The sequence below is a fragment of the Microbacterium sp. SA156 genome (assembly GCF_049065455.1).
In the GTDB taxonomy this organism is placed as follows: Bacteria; Actinomycetota; Actinomycetes; order Actinomycetales; family Microbacteriaceae; genus Microbacterium; species Microbacterium barkeri.
Map to the genome: position 1 here is coordinate 129,146 of NZ_JBAKGU010000010.1, position 16,691 is coordinate 145,836.

Annotated in this window: 18 protein-coding genes; 8 read left to right on the forward strand and 10 right to left on the reverse strand. The window is 72.2% G+C overall.

Annotated features, from left to right (window positions below; translation table 11 throughout):
- Window positions 1-22: 22 nt before the first annotated feature.
- Window positions 23-2,410 carry an ATP-dependent DNA ligase gene (locus ACOWU6_RS11190; protein WP_421075726.1) on the forward strand — a complete coding sequence of 796 codons (2,388 nt, stop codon included), beginning with the start codon at window positions 23-25 and terminating at the stop codon, window positions 2,408-2,410.
- Window positions 2,411-2,472: 62 nt separating this feature from the next.
- Entirely contained in the window at window positions 2,473-3,819 is a 1,347-nt protein-coding gene (gdhA, locus tag ACOWU6_RS11195; RefSeq protein ID WP_271171628.1) for an NADP-specific glutamate dehydrogenase, read from the forward strand.
- 3 nt (window positions 3,820-3,822) lie between these two features.
- Here the strand turns inward: gdhA and ACOWU6_RS11200 are convergent, their stop codons facing one another.
- On the reverse strand, window positions 3,823-4,440 hold the full coding sequence (locus ACOWU6_RS11200) for a flavin reductase family protein (RefSeq protein WP_421075727.1): 618 nt from the start codon (window positions 4,438-4,440) through the stop codon (window positions 3,823-3,825).
- 73 nt (window positions 4,441-4,513) lie between these two features.
- On the opposite strand from ACOWU6_RS11200, the gene ACOWU6_RS11205 reads away from it, so the two are divergent.
- Window positions 4,514-4,870: a DUF488 domain-containing protein gene (locus ACOWU6_RS11205; RefSeq protein WP_421075728.1), complete on the forward strand. Its 357-nt coding sequence runs from the start codon at window positions 4,514-4,516 to the stop codon at window positions 4,868-4,870.
- Window positions 4,867-5,904 carry an NAD(P)H-dependent flavin oxidoreductase gene (locus ACOWU6_RS11210; protein ID WP_421075729.1) on the forward strand — a complete coding sequence of 346 codons (1,038 nt, stop codon included), beginning with the start codon at window positions 4,867-4,869 and terminating at the stop codon, window positions 5,902-5,904. The genes ACOWU6_RS11205 and ACOWU6_RS11210 overlap by 4 nt, the downstream gene beginning before the upstream one ends.
- Before the next feature lie 3 nt (window positions 5,905-5,907).
- Here ACOWU6_RS11210 and ACOWU6_RS11215 read toward each other — a convergent pair whose 3' ends face one another.
- From ACOWU6_RS11215 to murI, 4 genes are all read right to left on the reverse strand, one after another.
- Window positions 5,908-6,819, reverse strand: coding sequence for a cation diffusion facilitator family transporter (locus tag ACOWU6_RS11215; protein ID WP_421075730.1), 912 nt, complete (start codon window positions 6,817-6,819; stop codon window positions 5,908-5,910).
- Window positions 6,820-6,895: 76 nt separating this feature from the next.
- Window positions 6,896-7,492 carry an RdgB/HAM1 family non-canonical purine NTP pyrophosphatase gene (gene rdgB / locus ACOWU6_RS11220; protein WP_421075731.1) on the reverse strand — a complete coding sequence of 199 codons (597 nt, stop codon included), beginning with the start codon at window positions 7,490-7,492 and terminating at the stop codon, window positions 6,896-6,898.
- Window positions 7,489-8,223, reverse strand: a complete 735-nt coding sequence (gene rph, locus ACOWU6_RS11225; protein WP_271171622.1) for a ribonuclease PH — start codon at window positions 8,221-8,223, stop codon at window positions 7,489-7,491. Before rph ends, rdgB begins: the two co-directional genes overlap by 4 nt.
- A gap of 14 nt (window positions 8,224-8,237) precedes the next feature.
- On the reverse strand, window positions 8,238-9,056 hold the full coding sequence (gene murI / locus ACOWU6_RS11230; RefSeq protein WP_271171621.1) for a glutamate racemase: 819 nt from the start codon (window positions 9,054-9,056) through the stop codon (window positions 8,238-8,240).
- A gap of 59 nt (window positions 9,057-9,115) precedes the next feature.
- On the opposite strand from murI, the gene ACOWU6_RS11235 reads away from it, so the two are divergent.
- Window positions 9,116-10,447 carry a nicotinate phosphoribosyltransferase gene (locus ACOWU6_RS11235; protein ID WP_282977513.1) on the forward strand — a complete coding sequence of 444 codons (1,332 nt, stop codon included), beginning with the start codon at window positions 9,116-9,118 and terminating at the stop codon, window positions 10,445-10,447.
- A gap of 39 nt (window positions 10,448-10,486) precedes the next feature.
- Here ACOWU6_RS11235 and ACOWU6_RS11240 read toward each other — a convergent pair whose 3' ends face one another.
- From ACOWU6_RS11240 to ACOWU6_RS11250, 3 genes are read right to left on the reverse strand one after another with little or no spacing between them, the layout of a single operon-like run.
- A complete protein-coding gene (locus ACOWU6_RS11240; RefSeq protein WP_271171619.1) occupies window positions 10,487-10,753 on the reverse strand; it encodes a DUF3039 domain-containing protein in 267 nt (88 codons plus the stop codon).
- Between the two features lie 47 nt (window positions 10,754-10,800).
- A complete protein-coding gene (locus tag ACOWU6_RS11245; protein ID WP_421075732.1) occupies window positions 10,801-12,351 on the reverse strand; it encodes a hypothetical protein in 1,551 nt (516 codons plus the stop codon).
- Entirely contained in the window at window positions 12,327-13,121 is a 795-nt protein-coding gene (locus tag ACOWU6_RS11250) for an ABC transporter ATP-binding protein (RefSeq protein ID WP_271171617.1), read from the reverse strand. Before ACOWU6_RS11250 ends, ACOWU6_RS11245 begins: the two co-directional genes overlap by 25 nt.
- Window positions 13,122-13,317: 196 nt before the next feature.
- Here ACOWU6_RS11250 and ACOWU6_RS11255 point away from each other — a divergent pair, with 196 nt between their 5' ends.
- The 3 genes from ACOWU6_RS11255 (at window position 13,318) to ACOWU6_RS11265 (ending at window position 15,464) form a co-directional block, all read left to right on the forward strand.
- On the forward strand, window positions 13,318-14,013 hold the full coding sequence (locus tag ACOWU6_RS11255) for an NTP transferase domain-containing protein (RefSeq protein WP_421075733.1): 696 nt from the start codon (window positions 13,318-13,320) through the stop codon (window positions 14,011-14,013).
- A 35-nt stretch (window positions 14,014-14,048) separates the two neighbouring features.
- Entirely contained in the window at window positions 14,049-15,056 is a 1,008-nt protein-coding gene (locus ACOWU6_RS11260) for a hypothetical protein (RefSeq protein WP_421075734.1), read from the forward strand.
- Window positions 15,057-15,164: 108 nt separating this feature from the next.
- Window positions 15,165-15,464, forward strand: a complete 300-nt coding sequence (locus ACOWU6_RS11265) for a hypothetical protein (RefSeq protein ID WP_324011576.1) — start codon at window positions 15,165-15,167, stop codon at window positions 15,462-15,464.
- 13 nt (window positions 15,465-15,477) lie between these two features.
- Here ACOWU6_RS11265 and ACOWU6_RS11270 read toward each other — a convergent pair whose 3' ends face one another.
- Together ACOWU6_RS11270 and ACOWU6_RS11275 are read right to left on the reverse strand one after the other, a co-directional pair.
- Entirely contained in the window at window positions 15,478-15,786 is a 309-nt protein-coding gene (locus tag ACOWU6_RS11270; RefSeq protein WP_271171613.1) for a helix-turn-helix domain-containing protein, read from the reverse strand.
- Between the two features lie 284 nt (window positions 15,787-16,070).
- On the reverse strand, window positions 16,071-16,691 hold a 621-nt coding region (locus tag ACOWU6_RS11275; protein WP_421075735.1), incomplete at its 5' end, for an HNH endonuclease signature motif containing protein.

Below are 16,691 nucleotides of genomic sequence, written 5' to 3' on the forward strand. Positions count from 1 at the left end.
CCCCGCGCGCATAGCCTGAACCATGCCCGTGCCCCAGCAGCAGACCGTCGAGGTCGCCGGGCGCCGCCTGCGGGTGTCGCACCTCGAGCGCGTCATGTATCCCGAGACGGGCACGACGAAGGCCGACGTGATCGCGTACTACACGCGCATCGCGCCCCTTCTCCTGCCGCACGTCGCCGGGCGACCCGTGACGCGCAAGCGCTGGGTCGAGGGCGTCGGGACGACGGAGGCGCCCGAGAAGGCGTTCTTCGCGAAGGCGCTCGAGCCAGGCGCGCCGTCCTGGGTGCCGCGCCAGGCCATCCAGCACAGCTCGGGGCCGAAGGACTACCCCCTCGTCGACGAGGTCGCGACACTCGTCTACCTCGCGCAGGTGGCGAGCCTCGAGCTCCACGTGCCGCAGTGGCGGTTCGCGCCGGATGGATCGCCGGGGCCGGCGGACCGGCTCGTGCTCGACCTCGACCCCGGACCCGGTGCGGGGCTCGCGGAGTGCGCCGAGGTCGCGCGGCTCGCGCGCGGGATCCTGCAGGGGATGGGACTCGAGCCCCAGCCGGTCACGAGCGGCAGCAAGGGCATCCACCTCTACGCCGCGCTCCCCCGCCCGCTCCCCTCCGACGACGCGTCCGCGCTGGCCCGCGAGCTCGCGCGCGCGCTCGAGGCCGACCATCCCGACCTCGCGGTCAGCGCGATGCGCAAGGACCTGCGCGCGGGCCGCGTGTTCGTCGACTGGAGCCAGAACAACGGCAAGAAGACGACCGTCGCGCCCTACTCGCTGCGCGGACGCGCGCGGCCCTGGGTCGCCGCGCCGCGCACGTGGGACGAGCTCGACGACCCCGACCTGCGGCACCTCGAGCTCGACGAGGTGCTCGCGCGCGCCGTCGCGATCGGCGACCCGCTCGCCGGGATCGACCCGCCCGCGGCCGCGACCGGCCCTCTCGGCTCCTACATCGCCAAGCGCACGCCGGGGCGCACGCCGGAGCCGGTCCCCGAGACGCCCCATCCCGAGCCCGACGACGGGGATCTCCCGCGCTTCGTCGTGCACGAGCACCACGCGAGCCGGCTCCACTGGGACCTCCGGCTCGAGCGCGCCGGCGTGCTCGCCTGCTGGGCCGTGCCGAAGGGCATTCCCGACACCCCCGACCGCAACCGCCTCGCGGTGCAGACCGAGGACCATCCGCTCGCGTACATCGACTTCCACGGGACGATCCCGAAGGGAGAGTACGGCGCCGGCACGATGACCATCTGGGACGAAGGCACGTACGAGACGGAGAAGTGGCGCGACGACGAGGTCATCGTGACGCTCCGCGGACGCGAGGACGGCCCGCTCCACGAGGTGCGGATCGCGCTCATCCGCACCCAGGGGTCCGGCGAGAAGTCGTCGTGGCTCCTCCACCGCACGAAGCGGCAGCCGGGGGCGGCCGCGGAGCCCGCGCGCGACGAGGCGCCGCCCGCGCGGCCGGCGCCCATGCTCGCGGTGCACGGCACGCCGGGGCTCGCCCGGACGCTCTCGTCGCCGCCGTGGGTCGAGTTCAAGTGGGACGGCGTGCGCGCGCTCGGCGAGTGGCGCTCGGGCGCCCTGCGGCTCTTCGCGCGCTCGGGCGCGGAGATCACGCAGCGCTACCCCGAGCTGTCGGGAGCTGCCCGCACGCACCTCGACGCGTGGGACGCGCTCGTCGACGGCGAGATCGTCGCGCTCGACGAGCAGGGTCGGCCGAGCTTCTCGCTCCTCCAGAACCGCATGCACCTCGAGCGCGCCGACGACGTCGCCCGCGAGAGCGCGCGGGCGCCCGTGCTCCTGTACCTCTTCGACATCCTGCGGCTCGACGGCCGCGACCTCACGCCGCTGCCGCTGGAGGAGCGCCGGCACCTGCTCGAGGAGACGGCGGCGACGGCCGGTCCGTCGGTGATCGTGCCGCCGGTCTTCGACGACGTCGACATCGCCCTCGACGTCGCGCGCGAGCACGCCCTCGAGGGCATCGTCGCGAAGCGGCGCTCGTCGCCCTACCGGCCCGGCACGCGCAGCGAGGACTGGCTCAAGGTCAAGCTCACGCACACGCAGGAGGTCGTCATCGGCGGGTTCCGGCGCGGCAGGGGCGGCAGGGCCGGCTCGTTCGCCTCGCTCCTCCTCGGCGTGCCCGATGCGGATGGCCTGAGGTACGTCGGCAGGGTCGGCACGGGCTTCTCCGATCGGGAGCTGCGGCGTCTGCGCGATCTGCTCGCCCCACTCGAGACCCGGGAGTGCCCGCTGCGGGACGTCCCCCGCGAGGACACGGGCGACGCCACCTGGGTGGAGCCCCGGCTCGTGGGCGAGGTCGAGTTCGCGGAGTGGACGCGCAGCGGCAGTCTCCGGCAGGCGCGCTGGCGCGGGCTCCGCCCCGACAAGGCCCCCGACGACGTCCGCACGGAGGCGTGACGCGACGGGTGTCGAGGAACCGCTATCGTGGGCGCTTGTGTGCCAGCGAGAGGAGCAACACGATGGCAGCACTCCATGACGCCCTGACGCCCGTATTCGACGAGGTCATCCGGCGCAATCCCGGCGAAGCCGAGTTCCACCAGGCGGTCCGAGAGGTTCTCGAGAGCCTCGGACCCGTGCTCGGCAAGCGGCCCGAGTACGCGGACGCCGAGATCATCCGCCGGCTGTGCGAGCCGGAACGCCAGATCATCTTCCGCGTGCCGTGGGTCGACGACGCCGGCCGCGTGCAGCTGAACCGCGGCTTCCGCGTCGAGTTCAACTCGGCGCTGGGCCCGTACAAGGGCGGAATCCGCTTCCATCCCTCGGTCTACCTCGGGATCGTCAAGTTCCTCGGCTTCGAGCAGATCTTCAAGAACGCGCTCACCGGCATGCCGATCGGCGGCGGCAAGGGCGGCTCGGACTTCGACCCCAAGGGCCGCTCCGACGCCGAGGTCATGCGCTTCTGCCAGTCGTTCATGACCGAGCTCTACCGTCACATCGGCGAGCACACCGACGTCCCCGCGGGCGACATCGGCGTGGGCGGCCGCGAGATCGGCTACCTCTTCGGCCAGTACAAGCGCATCACGAACCGCTACGAGTCGGGCGTCCTGACCGGCAAGGGCATCACCTGGGGCGGGTCGCAGGTGCGCACGGAGTCGACCGGCTACGGCACGGTCTTCTTCGTCAAGGAGGCGCTCGCGGCGCGCGGCATGGACCTCGAGGGCCGCCGCGTCGTCGTCTCGGGCTCGGGCAACGTCGCGATCTACGCGACCGAGAAGGCGCAGGCGCTCGGCGCGAAGGTCGTCGCCACGTCGGACTCGAGCGGCTACGTCGTCGACGAGGCCGGCATCGACCTCGACCTGCTCAAAGAGATCAAGAACGGCCACCGCGGGCGGGTCTCCGACTACGCCGCGCGCCGCGACAGCGCGCACTTCGTGGCAGGCGGATCGATCTGGGATGTGCCGTGCGACATCGCGCTGCCCTGCGCGACCCAGAACGAGCTCGACGCGGATGCCGCCGCGGCGCTCGTGCGCAACGGCTGCCTCATCGTGGCCGAGGGCGCGAACATGCCGACGACCCCCGAGGCGACGCGCGTGCTGCGCGAGGGCGGCGTCGTCTTCGCCCCCGGCAAGGCCGTGAACGCGGGCGGTGTCGCGACGAGCGCCCTCGAGATGCAGCAGAACGCCTCACGCGACTCGTGGTCGTTCGAGCACACCGAGCAGCGCCTGTCCGAGATCATGAGCTCGATCCACGCGCGGTGCCTCGAGACCGCCGACGAGTACGGCGCTCCCGGCGACTACGTCGCGGGCGCGAACATCGCGGGCTTCACGCACGTCGCCGACGCGATGCTCGCCCTCGGCGTCATCTGAGCGTCAGGCACCGGCCCCGGCGGTATCGCTCGTGGGCCGGTGCCCGTGCTCGCCGCCGATGCCGAAGTAGTGGCGGAAGCTGTAGATGGTCGGCTCCCAGAGCCGTGGGTCGATGTGATCCGTGCCGGGCGCGACGATCCGAGGGTCGGCGTGCACGGCCTGCACCTCCGCCTCCACGATCGCGTAGTCGCCGAGGCCGTCGGTGATCCGCGCGACGCGCGCCTCGAGCTGCAGGGCGCACTCCTCGACGCGCGGCGGCGCGACGTGCTGCGAGGGCTGCGGGGTCAGGCCGGCGGCGGCGAACTTGTCGGCGACGTGACGGTAGCGCGCCGCCTTCGCGGGCGGCACGTCGACGCGCCCCGTCGTGTCCGCGATCGCCTCGACGGCGTTCCAGAGCGCGGGCGACGGGAAGTTCACGGTCAGCTCGGGGTGCTCGCGCACGTTCCGCTGCGTCTGGCCGTCGTTCTCGAGCCCCAGCACGAGCATCCACCCGAGCGCCCAGTACGACGACGCGGGCGCCAGGTTCGGCGTGCCGTCGGGGTTGACCGTGCCGATCAGCATCACGGGCGTTCCCACGTAGAGGACGGACGGGCGGATGTCGAGATGACGGACGGTCGTCATGGAGCTCCTCGGGTGGTGCGGGTGGGAGTAGCGTCGATCCCGTGTTCGAGCGTATCGAGGCGGACGGACCGGCATGGCCCGTGTGACGCGGCTGAAGCGCGTCTATGACGCGGCGGAGGCGGACGACGGATGGCGCGTGCTCGTGGACCGGCTGTGGCCCCGCGGCGTCTCCCGCGAGCGCGCGGCGCTCGACGCGTGGGCCAAGGACGTCGCGCCCAGCCCCGAGCTGCGCACGGCGTGGCACCGCGACCCCGCCCGATTCGAGGAGTTCGCGCAGCGCTACCGCGACGAGCTCGACGCGAATCCGGCCGTGGACGAGCTGCGCGCCGCGCTCGCGGAGCACGCCATCGTGACCCTCGTCTACGGAGCACGCGACCCCGAGCACAACCACGCCGTCGTCCTGCGCGACCATCTGGAGGAGCATCCGTGACCCGACGCCTCGAAGACCTGCTCGACATCGACCACCCCGTCGTCCTCGCGCCGTTCGGCGGCGTCTCATCCGTGGCGCTCACCGCTGCGGTGAGCGACGCGGGCGGGCTCGGCTCGTACGGGCTGTACGGCTACGCGCCGGACCGGATCCGCGACACGATCGCCGCTCTGCGCGCGGCGACGGCGCGCCCCGTCGCGGTGAACCTGTGGCTGCCGCGCGGCGACGAGATCGCACCCGACGACGTCGATCTCGCGGCGGCGGTCGCCGCCGTGAGCGGATTCTTCGACGAGCTCGGGATCGAGGTCCCCGAGAAGCCGTCGTCGTTCCTCCCTCCCTTCGAGGACCAGCTCGACGCGGTCGTGGATGCCCGCCCCGATGTGCTGAGCGTCGTCTTCGGGGTCCCGTCGCCCGCGCACGTCGAGCGCCTGCGCGCCGCGGGCATCCGGATCTTCGGCACCGCGACGACCGTCGAGGAAGCGCGCGCCCTCGCCGACGGCGGTGTCGACGCGGTCGTCGCGACGGGCGCCGAGGCGGGCGGCCACCGGGTGTCGTGGCTGCGGCCGCCCGAGGAGTCCCTCGTGGGCGGGCTCGCCCTCATCCCCCAGGTCGTCGACACGGTCGACGTGCCCGTCGTCGCGGCGGGCGGCATCGTCGATCGTCGCGGCGTGGCCGCCGCGCGCGCCCTCGGCGCCGACGGGGTCCAGGTCGGCACGGCCTTCCTCCGCACGTCGGTCTCGGCCGCGCCCGCGTCGCACCGCGCGGCGATCGCATCGGGAGCCGACACCGTGCTCACGCGCGCGATGAGCGGGCGCCTCGCCCGCGGCATCCCGAACCGCGCCGTGCGCGAGATCGAGCACGCGGGAGCGATCGCCCCCTTCCCGGCGCAGAACTGGCTCACCGGGCGCTTCCGGGCCGAGGCCGCTGTGCAGGACCGGGGCGACCTGCTGTCGCTGTGGACGGGTCAGAGCGCGGGGCTCACCCGCCACGACGACGTCGCCGAGCTGTTCGCCGAGCTCGTCGCGGGCTGGAGCTGACGGTCAGGAGTGCGCGTCGTCGCGGTCGACGTGGCCCGACTGCTCCAGCTGGAACGTGGAGTGCGCGACGTCGAAGTGCTCGGCCAGGCACTCCTGCAGCCCGTTCAGGACCGCGCCGCTGCGCCCCTCGTCGATGACCGACTGCTCGACGACGACGTGCGCCGTGAAGACCGGCGCGCCGCGCGTGAGCTGCCACACATGGACGTCGTGCACATCCGCGACACCGGGGGCCGCGAGGATGTGCGCGCGGATGGCGGCGACGCTGGTCCCCGCCGGCGCCGACTCCGCGAGCACGCCGACGACCTCCCGCAGGAGCGAGATCGCGCGCGGCACGATGAGCACCGCGATCGCGAGCGACGCGATCGCGTCGGCGGGCATCCACCCGGTGAGAAGGATGACGACGGCGGCCACGATCACGAGCGCCGATCCGACGAGGTCGCCCAGCACCTCGAGGTACGCGCCGCGCACGTTCATGCTGTGCCGCTGCGCGGAGCTCAGCAGCCACAGCGACACCCCGTTCGCGACGAGACCCGCGAGGGCGACGATGAGCATCCATCCGCCGGTCACCTCGTGGGCGTCGGGCGAGAGGAGGCGCCGCACGCCCTCGATCGCGACCGTGACGCAGAGCACGATGAGGATGACGGCGTTCACGAGCGCCCCGAGCACCTCGGCGCGCTGATATCCGTACGTCCGCCGGTCGTCCGCGGGCCGCGCGGCCACCGCGCTCGCGATGAGCGCGACGACGAGGGCCACGGCGTCGGTGAGCATGTGCACGGCGTCGGCGAGCAGCGCGAGCGATCCCGTCATGATCGCTCCGACGACCTGCACGACGAACACCGCGCCCGTGAGGGTCAGCGAGATCGTCAGCAGCCGACGGCTGTCGGCGCCGCGGATGCCCGGTGCGTGGTCGTGCATGACTCCAGGCTAGGCGCGTCGGACGCCCGCTCGGGTGCTCTGCGCGCTGTCGGGAACGGGGATGATTCTCGTTACGTCAGAGCGACGCGAGAAGCGGCCCCAGCTGCGCGAACGCACGGGCCCGGTGCGACGCCGCGTTCTTCTCGTCGGCCGTCCACTCCGCGACCGTGCGCTCGTCGGCGCCCTGGCCATCCGGCACGAACACGGGGTCGTACCCGAAGCCGCCCGCACCGCGCGGTTCGCGGGCGATGCGCCCGGGCCAGATGCCCTCGACGACGTGCTCGCCGCCGTCGGGGGTGACGAGGGCGATCACCGACGTGTAGTGCGCGCCACGGTGCGGGTCGGAGATGTCGGAGATCTGATCCAGCAGGAGCGCGAGGTTCGCCGCGTCGTCCTTCGCGTGCCCGGCCCAGTACGCCGAGAACACGCCGGGCGAGCCGCCCAGCACGTCGACGCACACGCCGGAGTCATCGGCGAGCGCGGGGAGCCCCGTGTGGGCGGCCGCCGCGCGGGCCTTGATGAGCGCGTTCTCGGCGAAGGTCGTGCCGTCCTCGACCGGCTCGGGTCCGTCATAGGAGACGACCTCGAAGTCGGGTCGCGTGCTGGCGACGATGCCCTGGAACTCCGCGACCTTGTGGGCGTTGTGCGTCGCGAGGACGATGCGCCGGCTCACGCCTCCTGCCCCAGGGCAGCGAGCTGGTGGCGGCGCAGCTCAGCGCACCCGTTCACGCCCAGCTCGAGAAGCGCGTCGAGCTCGCGCTTGTCGAACGGCGCGCCCTCGGCCGTGCCCTGCACTTCGACGAACAGACCGCGCCCGGTGACGACGACGTTCATGTCGGTCTCGGCGCGCGAGTCCTCGACGTACGGGAGGTCGAGCATGGGGACGCCGTCGATGATGCCGACCGAGACCGCCGCGACCGAGTCGAGCAGGACGCGCGATTTCTGCCCGACGAACCGCTTGTCGCGCCCCCACTCGATCGCGTCCGCGAGTGCGACGTACGCGCCCGTGATCGCGGCCGTCCGGGTGCCGCCGTCGGCCTGGAGCACGTCGCAGTCGATGACGATCGTGTTCTCGCCGAGCGCCTTCGTGTCGACCACGGCGCGCAGCGCGCGGCCGATGAGGCGCGAGATCTCGTGCGTGCGCCCGCCGATCTTGCCCTTCACGCTCTCGCGCTGGTTCCGCTCGTTCGTGGCGCGCGGGAGCATCGCGTACTCGGCGGTGACCCAGCCGCGCCCCTGGCCGGTGAGCCACCGGGGCACGCCGTTCGTGAAGGAGGCCGTGCACAGGACCTTGGTGTCCCCGAAGCTGATGAGAGCCGATCCCTCGGCCTGGCTGCTCCAGCCCCGCTCGATCGTGATGGGACGCAGCTGGTCGGGGGTGCGGCCGTCGGCGCGCTGGGTCATGGTGTCCTCTTCTCTCATCGGGGGAGGTCGATCGCGCCCGTGCGCACGAGGCGCACATCGCGCACCTCGCGGCCGAGCAGGCGGTTGGCGAGTGCCGTGAACGTCTCGGTGTCGGCTCCGGTCGCCTCGTAGGTGTGGACGGGCGTCGCCGACGGGTCGGCGAGGAGGTCGCCCGACACGAGCTGGCGGTAGACGTCCTTCGCGGTCTCGGAGTCGCTCGACACGAGCGAGACGCCGTCGCCCATGAGGTAGCTGATCGCGCCCTTGAGGAACGGGTAGTGCGTGCAGCCGAGCACGAGGGTGTCGACGCCCGCACGCCGCAGCGGCGCGAGGTACTCCTCGGCGGCCGCGAGCAGCTCGGGCGAATCGGTCACGCCGGCCTCCACGAACTCCACGAAGCGCGGGCAGGCGGCGGTGAACACCTCGACCCCGGGGTTCACGCCGAGCATGTCCTGATACGCGCCGGAGCCGATCGTCCCCTCCGTGCCGATCACACCGATCCGGCCGTTGCGGGTCGCCGCGATGGCCGTGCGCACGGCCGGCCCGATGACCTCGACGACGGGCACGTCGTACCGCTCTCGGGCGTCGCGCAGCATCGCGGCGGACGCCGTGTTGCAGGCGATCACGAGCATCTTCACGCCCTGGTCGACGAGGGTGTCGAGCACCTCGAGCGCATAGCGGCGGACGTCGGCGATCGGCTTCGGCCCGTACGGCGAGTGCAGCGTGTCGCCGATGTACAGCATCGACTCGCGCGGCAGCTGGTCGCCGATCGCACGGGCCACCGTGAGGCCGCCGACGCCCGAGTCGAAGATCCCGATCGGCGCGTTGTTCACGATGTCCCAGCGTACCCGCCGGGCCGGAGCAGCTCGCGCACGCCGGTAGGCTGACCGCCATGAGCGCCTCCACGGCCCTGTTGACGGACCGCTACGAACTGACCATGCTCGACGCCGCGCTGCGCGACGGCACCGCCGACCGGCACTGCGTCTTCGAGCTCTTCGCCCGGCGCCTCTCGGGCGGGCGCCGCTTCGGCGTCGTGGCGGGCACGGGTCGCCTCCTCTCCCTCCTGCGCGAGTTCCGCTTCGGCGAGGACGAGCTGCGCTTCCTGCGGGACGAGCACGTCGTGAGCGCGGAGACCGTGCGGTACCTCGAGAGCTACCGCTTCGGCGGGACCATCACGGGCTACCGCGAGGGCGAGCTCTACTTCCCCGGCTCCCCCATCCTCACGATCGAGGGCTCGTTCGCCGACGCCGTCATCCTCGAGACGCTTGCTCTGAGTGTGATGAATCACGACGCGGCCGTCGCGACGGCCGCTGCGCGGATGAGCATCGCCGCCGGCGACCGGCCCCTCGCCGAGATGGGCTCGCGCCGGGCGGCCGAGCAGTCGGCGGTCGCTGCCGCGCGCGCGGCCTACATCGCCGGCTTCGGCGCGACGAGCAATCTCGAGGCCGGCCGCCAGTGGGGCATCCCGACCATGGGCACCGCCGCGCACTCGTGGACGCTCCTCCACGACACCGAGGAGGACGCCTTCCGCTCGCAGATCGCGGCCCTCGGCAGCGGCACGACCCTGCTCGTCGACACCTACGACATCCGCCGCGGCGTGGAGCGCGCGGTCGCGGTCGCCGGCACCGGGCTCGGCGGCGTGCGGATCGACTCGGGCGACCTCCCAATCGTCGCAGCCGAGGTGCGCGCCCAGCTCGACGCACTCGGCGCCACCGAGACGCGGATCACCGTCACGAGCGATCTCGACGAGTACGCCATCGCCGCTCTCGCCGCATCGCCCGTCGACGCGTACGGCGTCGGCACCTCGGTCGTCACGGGGTCGGGCTATCCGACCGCGGGGATGGTCTACAAGCTCGTCGCGCGTCAGGACGCGTCGGGCGGATGGGTCGCGGTCGCGAAGAAGGCGGAGGGCAAGGGCTCCCAGGGCGGTCGGAAGCGGGCGTTCCGCCGCCTCGAGGACGGCGTGGCGCGCGACGAGTACGTCGAGATCGCCGACGGGTTCGAGGAGCTGCCGACGGCGGCCGACGTCGAGGGCGGGCGCATGCTCCAGGTCACGCTCGTCGATCGCGGCGCGTTCCACGCGGCATACGAGGGTCCCGAGGGCGTCCAGGCGGCGCGCGCGCATCACCTCGCCGTCCGGGAGGAGCTGCCCGTGCGCGCCCTCGCGCTCAGCAAGTCCGATCCCGCCATCCCCACGGTGTTCGCCGACGCCGGCGACCGCTGAGACGAGACGAGCCGCCGGCCTCTGCGCCGGCGGCTCGTCTCACTTCTGCATGGACTCGTAGATCTCCTTGCACGTGGGGCACACGGGGAACTTCTCGGGGTCGCGCCCGGGAGTCCACTTCTTCCCGCACAGCGCGCGCACCGGCTTGCCGGTGATCGCCGACTCGAGGATCTTGTCCTTCTTGACGTAGTGCGAGAAGCGCTCGTGGTCTCCGGGCTCGATGGTCTCCTCGCGGAGGAGCTCCTCGAGCTCGCGGTCGAGGAGTGCCGTGCCGCCCTGGTCGGGACTGTCAAGCGGGGTGCTCATGACCTGCAGTCTAATCGCGCGGCGGATGCCCGTGGCGGGCTCCGGCGTCAGGTTGCGCCCGCGAACTCCATGATGCGGGTGCCGCGCACGTCGAACACGGCGGCGCCGATCCCGATGCCGATGAGGAGGACGGCGGCCCCGGAGCCGAGTCCCGTCCAGAGCACGGCGACCGACTCGACCTTGCTGTCCGCGATCGCGAGCCACGCGAGCCAGACGGTCGGCGCGCTCGCGGCGAGCGCGCCCAGCAGCACGAGGGCCTGCGACCAGGCGCCCGTCGAGTCGGTGCGCTGCGGCTGCTGGAACGGTCCGTCGCCGGGCCGCGCCACGGCGTACGGCGCGACGACCGACGCGATGCTCGAGAGCCCGAAGCCCGACAGGAGGAGCGCTGCGGTGACCCCGACGACCGGCAGCAGGGCGTCGCCGCGTCCGCTCACGAGGATGGAGAGGGCGGTCGCGACCGCGAGGACGGGCACCGAGATGAGCACGACCGGCGCGAGCCGGCCGGCCCGGTCGGCGACGCCGCGCACGCCGCTCGCGATGTGGAGCCACACCGCGGAGGCGTCGTACGCGAGGTCGTTGTGCGGCAGCCAGCCGTAGAAGAGAGCCATGAGCGGCACCGGGACGAGCGCGGCGACCTCGATCGGGACGCCCGCGACGAGCAGCGGGATGACCGGCAGGATGCCGGCGACCGGGATGACGAGGAGATTCGCGAGGTAGCGGCTGTCGCGCAGGCCGTACACGAGGCTGCGCGCCGCGATCGCTCCGGTCGCCGTCCGAGGAAGCAGCGCGAACCATCCGAGTCCCGCACCTCCGCGGGCCACCACGGGATGCTCGATCGTCGTGAGGAGGCGGCGGACGAGCGCGACCCACGCGACCGCGAGCGCGGCGACGACCACGATCGCGACGGCCAGGCCGACCGACCCGCTGCCCGAGGCCTCGCCGGCAGGCAGCGCCGTCCCCGGCACGAGCACCGCGATGAGCCCCGCGACGCGGCCGAGGGCCCGTGCGGCGCCGGGCGACCAGACCGCGGCGGAGGCGATCGTCGCCGGCACGCTCGCGACGACGAGTGCCACGACGAACACGCCCGCGGCGTCGGCCGGCCGTCCCTGTCCGCCGAGAGCGGCACGCAGCGCCATCACGACGCGCGCCACGAGCACGCACGCAAGAAGATGGAGGACTGCGCCCGCGATCGCGCTGCCGGCGGATGCGCCGAGCTGCGTCCAGACGGTCGTCGCGACGACCTCGTAGACGAGCAGCAGCCACGTCGGCACGCTCACGAGCGACGCGAGGAGCAGGACGGCCGCCAGCGGGTCGGGCGCAGCGCCCAGCGTGCGGAACCGGCGCGGATCCAGCGGGTCGACGGTCGCCGTCAGCGCGGGAGCGATCGCGAAGGAGAGCACGAGCCCTGCCGCCGAGAGCACGAGCGCGGTCGCCGCGACGCCGTCGGGAAGCGACGGCAGCGCGAGCGCGCGCGAGGCCGTGACGGCGGTGCCGATGACGAGCGCGAGGAAGCCGATCGCCCGAGGGATCGTGCGGCCCGGCTCGCGGAATGCGCCGACGAGAAGCGCGGCCCTCAGTCGGAGAACGTGTGCAGCCACTCGAGCCCCTCCACCTCGCCGAGTCCGCCGGCGAGCTCGACGAAGCGCTGCTCGAGGGTGAGGTCGCCCTTGACCTCGTCGACCGTGCCCTCCTCGAGCACCTGTCCGGCGACGAGCACCGCCACGCGCGTGCACACCTTCTCGATGAGATCCATGCCGTGACTGGAGAGGAGCACGGTGCCCCCGCTCGCGACGTACGCGTCGAGGATCTCGAGCACCTTCGCCGCAGACGCCGGGTCGACGGCCTCGAAGGGCTCGTCGAGCACGAGGAGCTGCGGCGAGTGGATCATCGCGGCCGCGAGCATCACCTTCTTCGTCATGCCGGCCGAGTAGTCGGAGACCACGCGGCCGAGCGCGTCGCCGAGGTCGAGCGCGCCCGCGAGGTCGGCCGTGCGGTCCGCGACCACCCCGGGCTTCATTCCCCGGAGCATGCCCGTGTAGTACAGCAGCTGCCGGCCCGTGAGCCGATCGAACGTCCGCAGACGGTCGGGGAGCACGCCCATCCGCTTCTTCGCGTCGCGCGGGTGCGTGCGCAGATCGACGCCGCACACCCGGATCTCGCCGCGGTCGGGGCGCAGCAGGCCGGAGATCATCGACAGCGTCGTCGTCTTCCCCGCGCCGTTCGGCCCCAGGAGGCCGTAGTACATGCCTGCGGGTACCTCGAGGTCGATGCCGGCGACGGCATGCGTTCCGCCGTACGACTTGGACACGCCCTGGAGCGTCAGCGCAGGGCTCCCCGGCTCGGTTTCGCGGATCTCTGCCTCGGTCACCGCCCCACGGTATCAAGTCGCATCGGGAGCCCCCGGTCATCACGATCCGGTCACGACCTCCCGGAGGAGTCCTGGCAAAGTGCCGCCGATGGGGACCGCATTGTCGCTCATCCACAGCCTCTTCGCTACCCTGAAAGAGCCAGTTCGTCGTGAATCTTCGATGAACCCGGACTGAACCGATCAAGGGGAGTCACGCATGACCATCCAGACCGTCATCCTCGCCGCAGGCATGGGATCGCGCCTCGGCCGCGTCCTGCCCAAGTCCCTCACGGTTCTCAGCGACGGACGCTCGATCATGCAGCAGCAGCACGAGAACATCCGCGCGGCCTTCGGCGACGACGCCCGCATCACGACCGTGGTCGGCTACCGCGCGGAGGACATCGTCGAGCGCTTCCCCGACGCGAACTACGTCTACAACGAGCGGTACGACCAGACCAACACCTCGAAGAGCCTCCTCCGCGCCCTCTCGGCGACCGGCCGCGGCGGCGTGCTCTGGATGAACGGCGATGTCGTCTTCGACCCGCGCATCCTCGACCGCGCGATCGGCAACATCCAGGCCGACCAGTCCTTCGTGACCGTCAACACCGCCAAGGTGAGCGACGAGGAGGTCAAGTACACGGTCACGCCCGAGGGCTGGATCGACGAGCTCTCGAAGACCGTCGTCGGCGGCATCGGCGAGGCCGTGGGCATCAACTACATCTCGCAGCGGGACAAGCGCGCCTTCATGCGCCAGCTGTCGCGCGTCGACGACCAGGACTACTTCGAGCGCGGCCTCGAGCTCGCGATCGCCAAGGACGGGCTGCGCCTCCTCCCGATGGACGTGTCCGACCTGTACGCCGTCGAGGTGGACTTCGCCGAGGACCTCGAGCGGGCCAACGCGGCACTCCTCTGACCGTCGCCAGGGGGCGGCCGGGTAGCATCGGCGTGATGGCCGACAAGGTTCACCGCATCCACTCGCTTCCGGACGACGCGCCCTGGAGCGGCGGGCTTCCGCCCGTCGGCTCGGAGGAGCATCCGTTCGCGATCCGTGCGCTCGATCGGGTGCTCGGCGTGCAGCGTCCCCTCGTGCTCGCTCACCTGCGCTCCATCCGACTGCGGCATCCGGAGGCGACGCCCGCTCAGATCGTGCGGATGCTCGAGCGCCGCTATCTCCTGGGCGTCACGTCGGGCGGGGCGGCCGTCGGGGCCGCCGCCGTCGTCCCGGGTGTCGGCACCGGCGTCACGCTCGCCCTGTCGGGCGTCGAGACGGTGGGGTTCGTCGAGGCGACGGCCCTCTATGCCCAGTCGCTTGCCGAGCTGCACGGATTCGCCGTCGAGGATCCGAATCGCGCCCGCGCGCTCGTGCTCACCCTGATGATGGGCGAGGAGGGCGTCGATCTCGTGCGGCACCTCGCCGCGCAGGTCGTCGGCAAGGGCACGTCGCTGTCGGCGCACTGGGGCGACCTCATCACGAAGACGCTCCCCCGCGCGGCTCTCGCGCCGATCGTCGACCGTCTCAAGACCGCGTTCATCCACCAGTTCGCGGTGCGCGGGGGCGCGAGTGTCGTCGGCAAGGCGCTGCCGTTCGGCGTCGGCGCGGCCGTGGGCGGTGTCGGCAACCACCTCCTCGGTCGACGCGTCGTCGCCGCGTCGCGCAAGGCGTTCGGCCCGGCCCCGGAGCGGCTTCCGGACTGGCTCGCCCCCAAGCCGGGAGCGGAGCGGATCGAGAGCGTCGCTCTGCGAGGGATCCAGACGGCAGGCGCTTCGCTGCGCGCGGCGGCGGGCTCGATGGGCTCGGGCGTCGGAGCCGTCGGCCGCGGCGTCGCGCGACTCGGGCGCGATACCGTCGGACGCGCCCTGCCGCGCGGGCGGCGTGACGACGCGGATGTCGCGGGCACTCCGGCCGCGGACGTCGACACGAGCGACGAGCGCGACGTGAGCGACGAGCGTCCGTAGCCGACGCCGCGTGCACAGCCGTCGATACGACGGCGTGCCCGCCTTCGGGTGTGGACAGCCCGCCGTCCCTCGCGCGTGCTCGTCCGAGGCCGCTCGTAGCGTCACGGCATGCTCACGCCGCTCCCCTCACGACGGTTCGATCCCCCGTATCGCGTGCCCTGGCGCGTAGACCGAGCGGACCCCGCCCATCCGCGCGTGCTCAATGCATCGCGCGAGCCGGCCGACTTCGTGCGGGCGTTCGTGCACGACGATGTGACGCCGCCATCCAGCGAGCACTGGGGACTCGTGCTGCCGGAGGAGATCTGCGAGCTCTGCCTGTGCGAGCGCGCCCTCGCGTCGACGCTCGTGACGCTCGCCTGGTTCCGTCCGGGTGAGGACGACGAATACCTGTGGCGGTTCTGTCTCTGACGCGCGCGGTCGGTCAGCCCCACGTTCGGGGCTGACGCCGGAACTCGTCACGGCGCGAGTATCCGTAGGGCCGCCGGCCCTGAGGCAGGTCTTCCGCGTCGAGGTCGACGAGGAGCTCTCCGACCTCCACCTCGAGCGCGACGGCGATCTGGAGCAGGGTGTAGAGCGTCGGGTTGCCCGCGCCCTTCTCGATCCGCTGCAGATGGGTGAGATCGAGGTCTGCGCACTCCGCCAGCTTCTTCGCGCTCAGGGTCGCCGCGTGTCGCAGCTGGGCGATGCGGCGCCCCACCTTCAACGACGCGTCGGAGTGCGGCTCTGGCATCCTTCCAGCTTGCTGACGGTGGCAGGAAAAGCGTAGGTACTCATGCCCTGGCTTTCGGGCTACCGCATATATGCCCTGCGCGACGCGGGTCGGGTGCCTCGTCCATAGGTCGAAGTCGTGAGCTCGCAGCAACCTACGGACGAAACGAGGAACCCCAAAGCATCCGACTCGACACGGCCGTCGAAGACATCGCGCCTGGCGTGTTGTCGTCGACGTGTTCATCTTGGCGCCATCCCGCCGCCATACGTCCGCATCCGCACCGGCGGGCGGCTGGCGGGCCGGGTTCAGTGTGCTGCTGTGGCGAGCTGCGGTTGCGGTTCGATGCGTGCGGGTGTGTCGGGGCCGTGGTCGAGGTCTTCGTTGTGGGCGATGTCGTCGGCGTCGAGGAGGGCTTGGGCGAGGTATTCGGGGGTTGTCCAGTAGTGGCGGAGCCATTCCTGGATGTCCTGTTCGATCTCGAGGTGCAGTCGCCGCTCCCGCTCCTGCTCCTGCTGCTCCCTCTGGCGCTGCTCCTCCTCCCGCTGGTGCTGTTCGCGTTCCCGCTGGCGCTGCTCGCGCTCGCGTTCGCGCTGGTGCTGTTCCTGCTCGCGCTCGCGTTCGCGCTGCTCGGCCTGCTCGCGGTCGCGGTGGTGGCGGGCGAGGGCGTCGGCGATGAGCGGGGTCGGGGTGGCTTCCGCGCGGGCCTGTGGGGGTGGCTTCTCGGTGTAGGTGTGTCCGGCGGGGCTGGTCCATTCCAGGACGCCGTCGCCGAGCTGCCGGACCTGCCAGGGCGTGTGGTGCTTGTCCTGGTGGCATCCCTCGCACAGGCAGGCGAGGTTGCCCACGTCCGTGACACCGCCCTGGGCGTACGGGATGGTGTGATCCAGGTCGGCGGTGAGGGCGAGGTTGCGGCACCCGGGGGTGCG

What these genes read in the sequence shown, in the direction of transcription:
- ACOWU6_RS11190 (WP_421075726.1), top strand. Translation starts at nt 23, where the DNA reads ATGCCCGTGCCCCAGCAGCAGACCGTCGAGGTCGCCGGGCGCCGCCTG.
- gdhA (WP_271171628.1), top strand. Translation starts at nt 2,473, where the DNA reads ATGGCAGCACTCCATGACGCCCTGACGCCCGTATTCGACGAGGTCATC.
- ACOWU6_RS11200 (WP_421075727.1), bottom strand. Translation starts at nt 4,440, where the DNA reads ATGACGACCGTCCGTCATCTCGACATCCGCCCGTCCGTCCTCTACGTG.
- ACOWU6_RS11205 (WP_421075728.1), top strand. Translation starts at nt 4,514, where the DNA reads ATGGCCCGTGTGACGCGGCTGAAGCGCGTCTATGACGCGGCGGAGGCG.
- ACOWU6_RS11215 (WP_421075730.1), bottom strand. Translation starts at nt 6,819, where the DNA reads ATGCACGACCACGCACCGGGCATCCGCGGCGCCGACAGCCGTCGGCTG.
- rph (WP_271171622.1), bottom strand. Translation starts at nt 8,223, where the DNA reads ATGACCCAGCGCGCCGACGGCCGCACCCCCGACCAGCTGCGTCCCATC.
- ACOWU6_RS11235 (WP_282977513.1), top strand. Translation starts at nt 9,116, where the DNA reads ATGAGCGCCTCCACGGCCCTGTTGACGGACCGCTACGAACTGACCATG.
- ACOWU6_RS11240 (WP_271171619.1), bottom strand. Translation starts at nt 10,753, where the DNA reads ATGAGCACCCCGCTTGACAGTCCCGACCAGGGCGGCACGGCACTCCTC.
- ACOWU6_RS11255 (WP_421075733.1), top strand. Translation starts at nt 13,318, where the DNA reads ATGACCATCCAGACCGTCATCCTCGCCGCAGGCATGGGATCGCGCCTC.
- ACOWU6_RS11260 (WP_421075734.1), top strand. Translation starts at nt 14,049, where the DNA reads ATGGCCGACAAGGTTCACCGCATCCACTCGCTTCCGGACGACGCGCCC.
- ACOWU6_RS11265 (WP_324011576.1), top strand. Translation starts at nt 15,165, where the DNA reads ATGCTCACGCCGCTCCCCTCACGACGGTTCGATCCCCCGTATCGCGTG.
- ACOWU6_RS11270 (WP_271171613.1), bottom strand. Translation starts at nt 15,786, where the DNA reads ATGCCAGAGCCGCACTCCGACGCGTCGTTGAAGGTGGGGCGCCGCATC.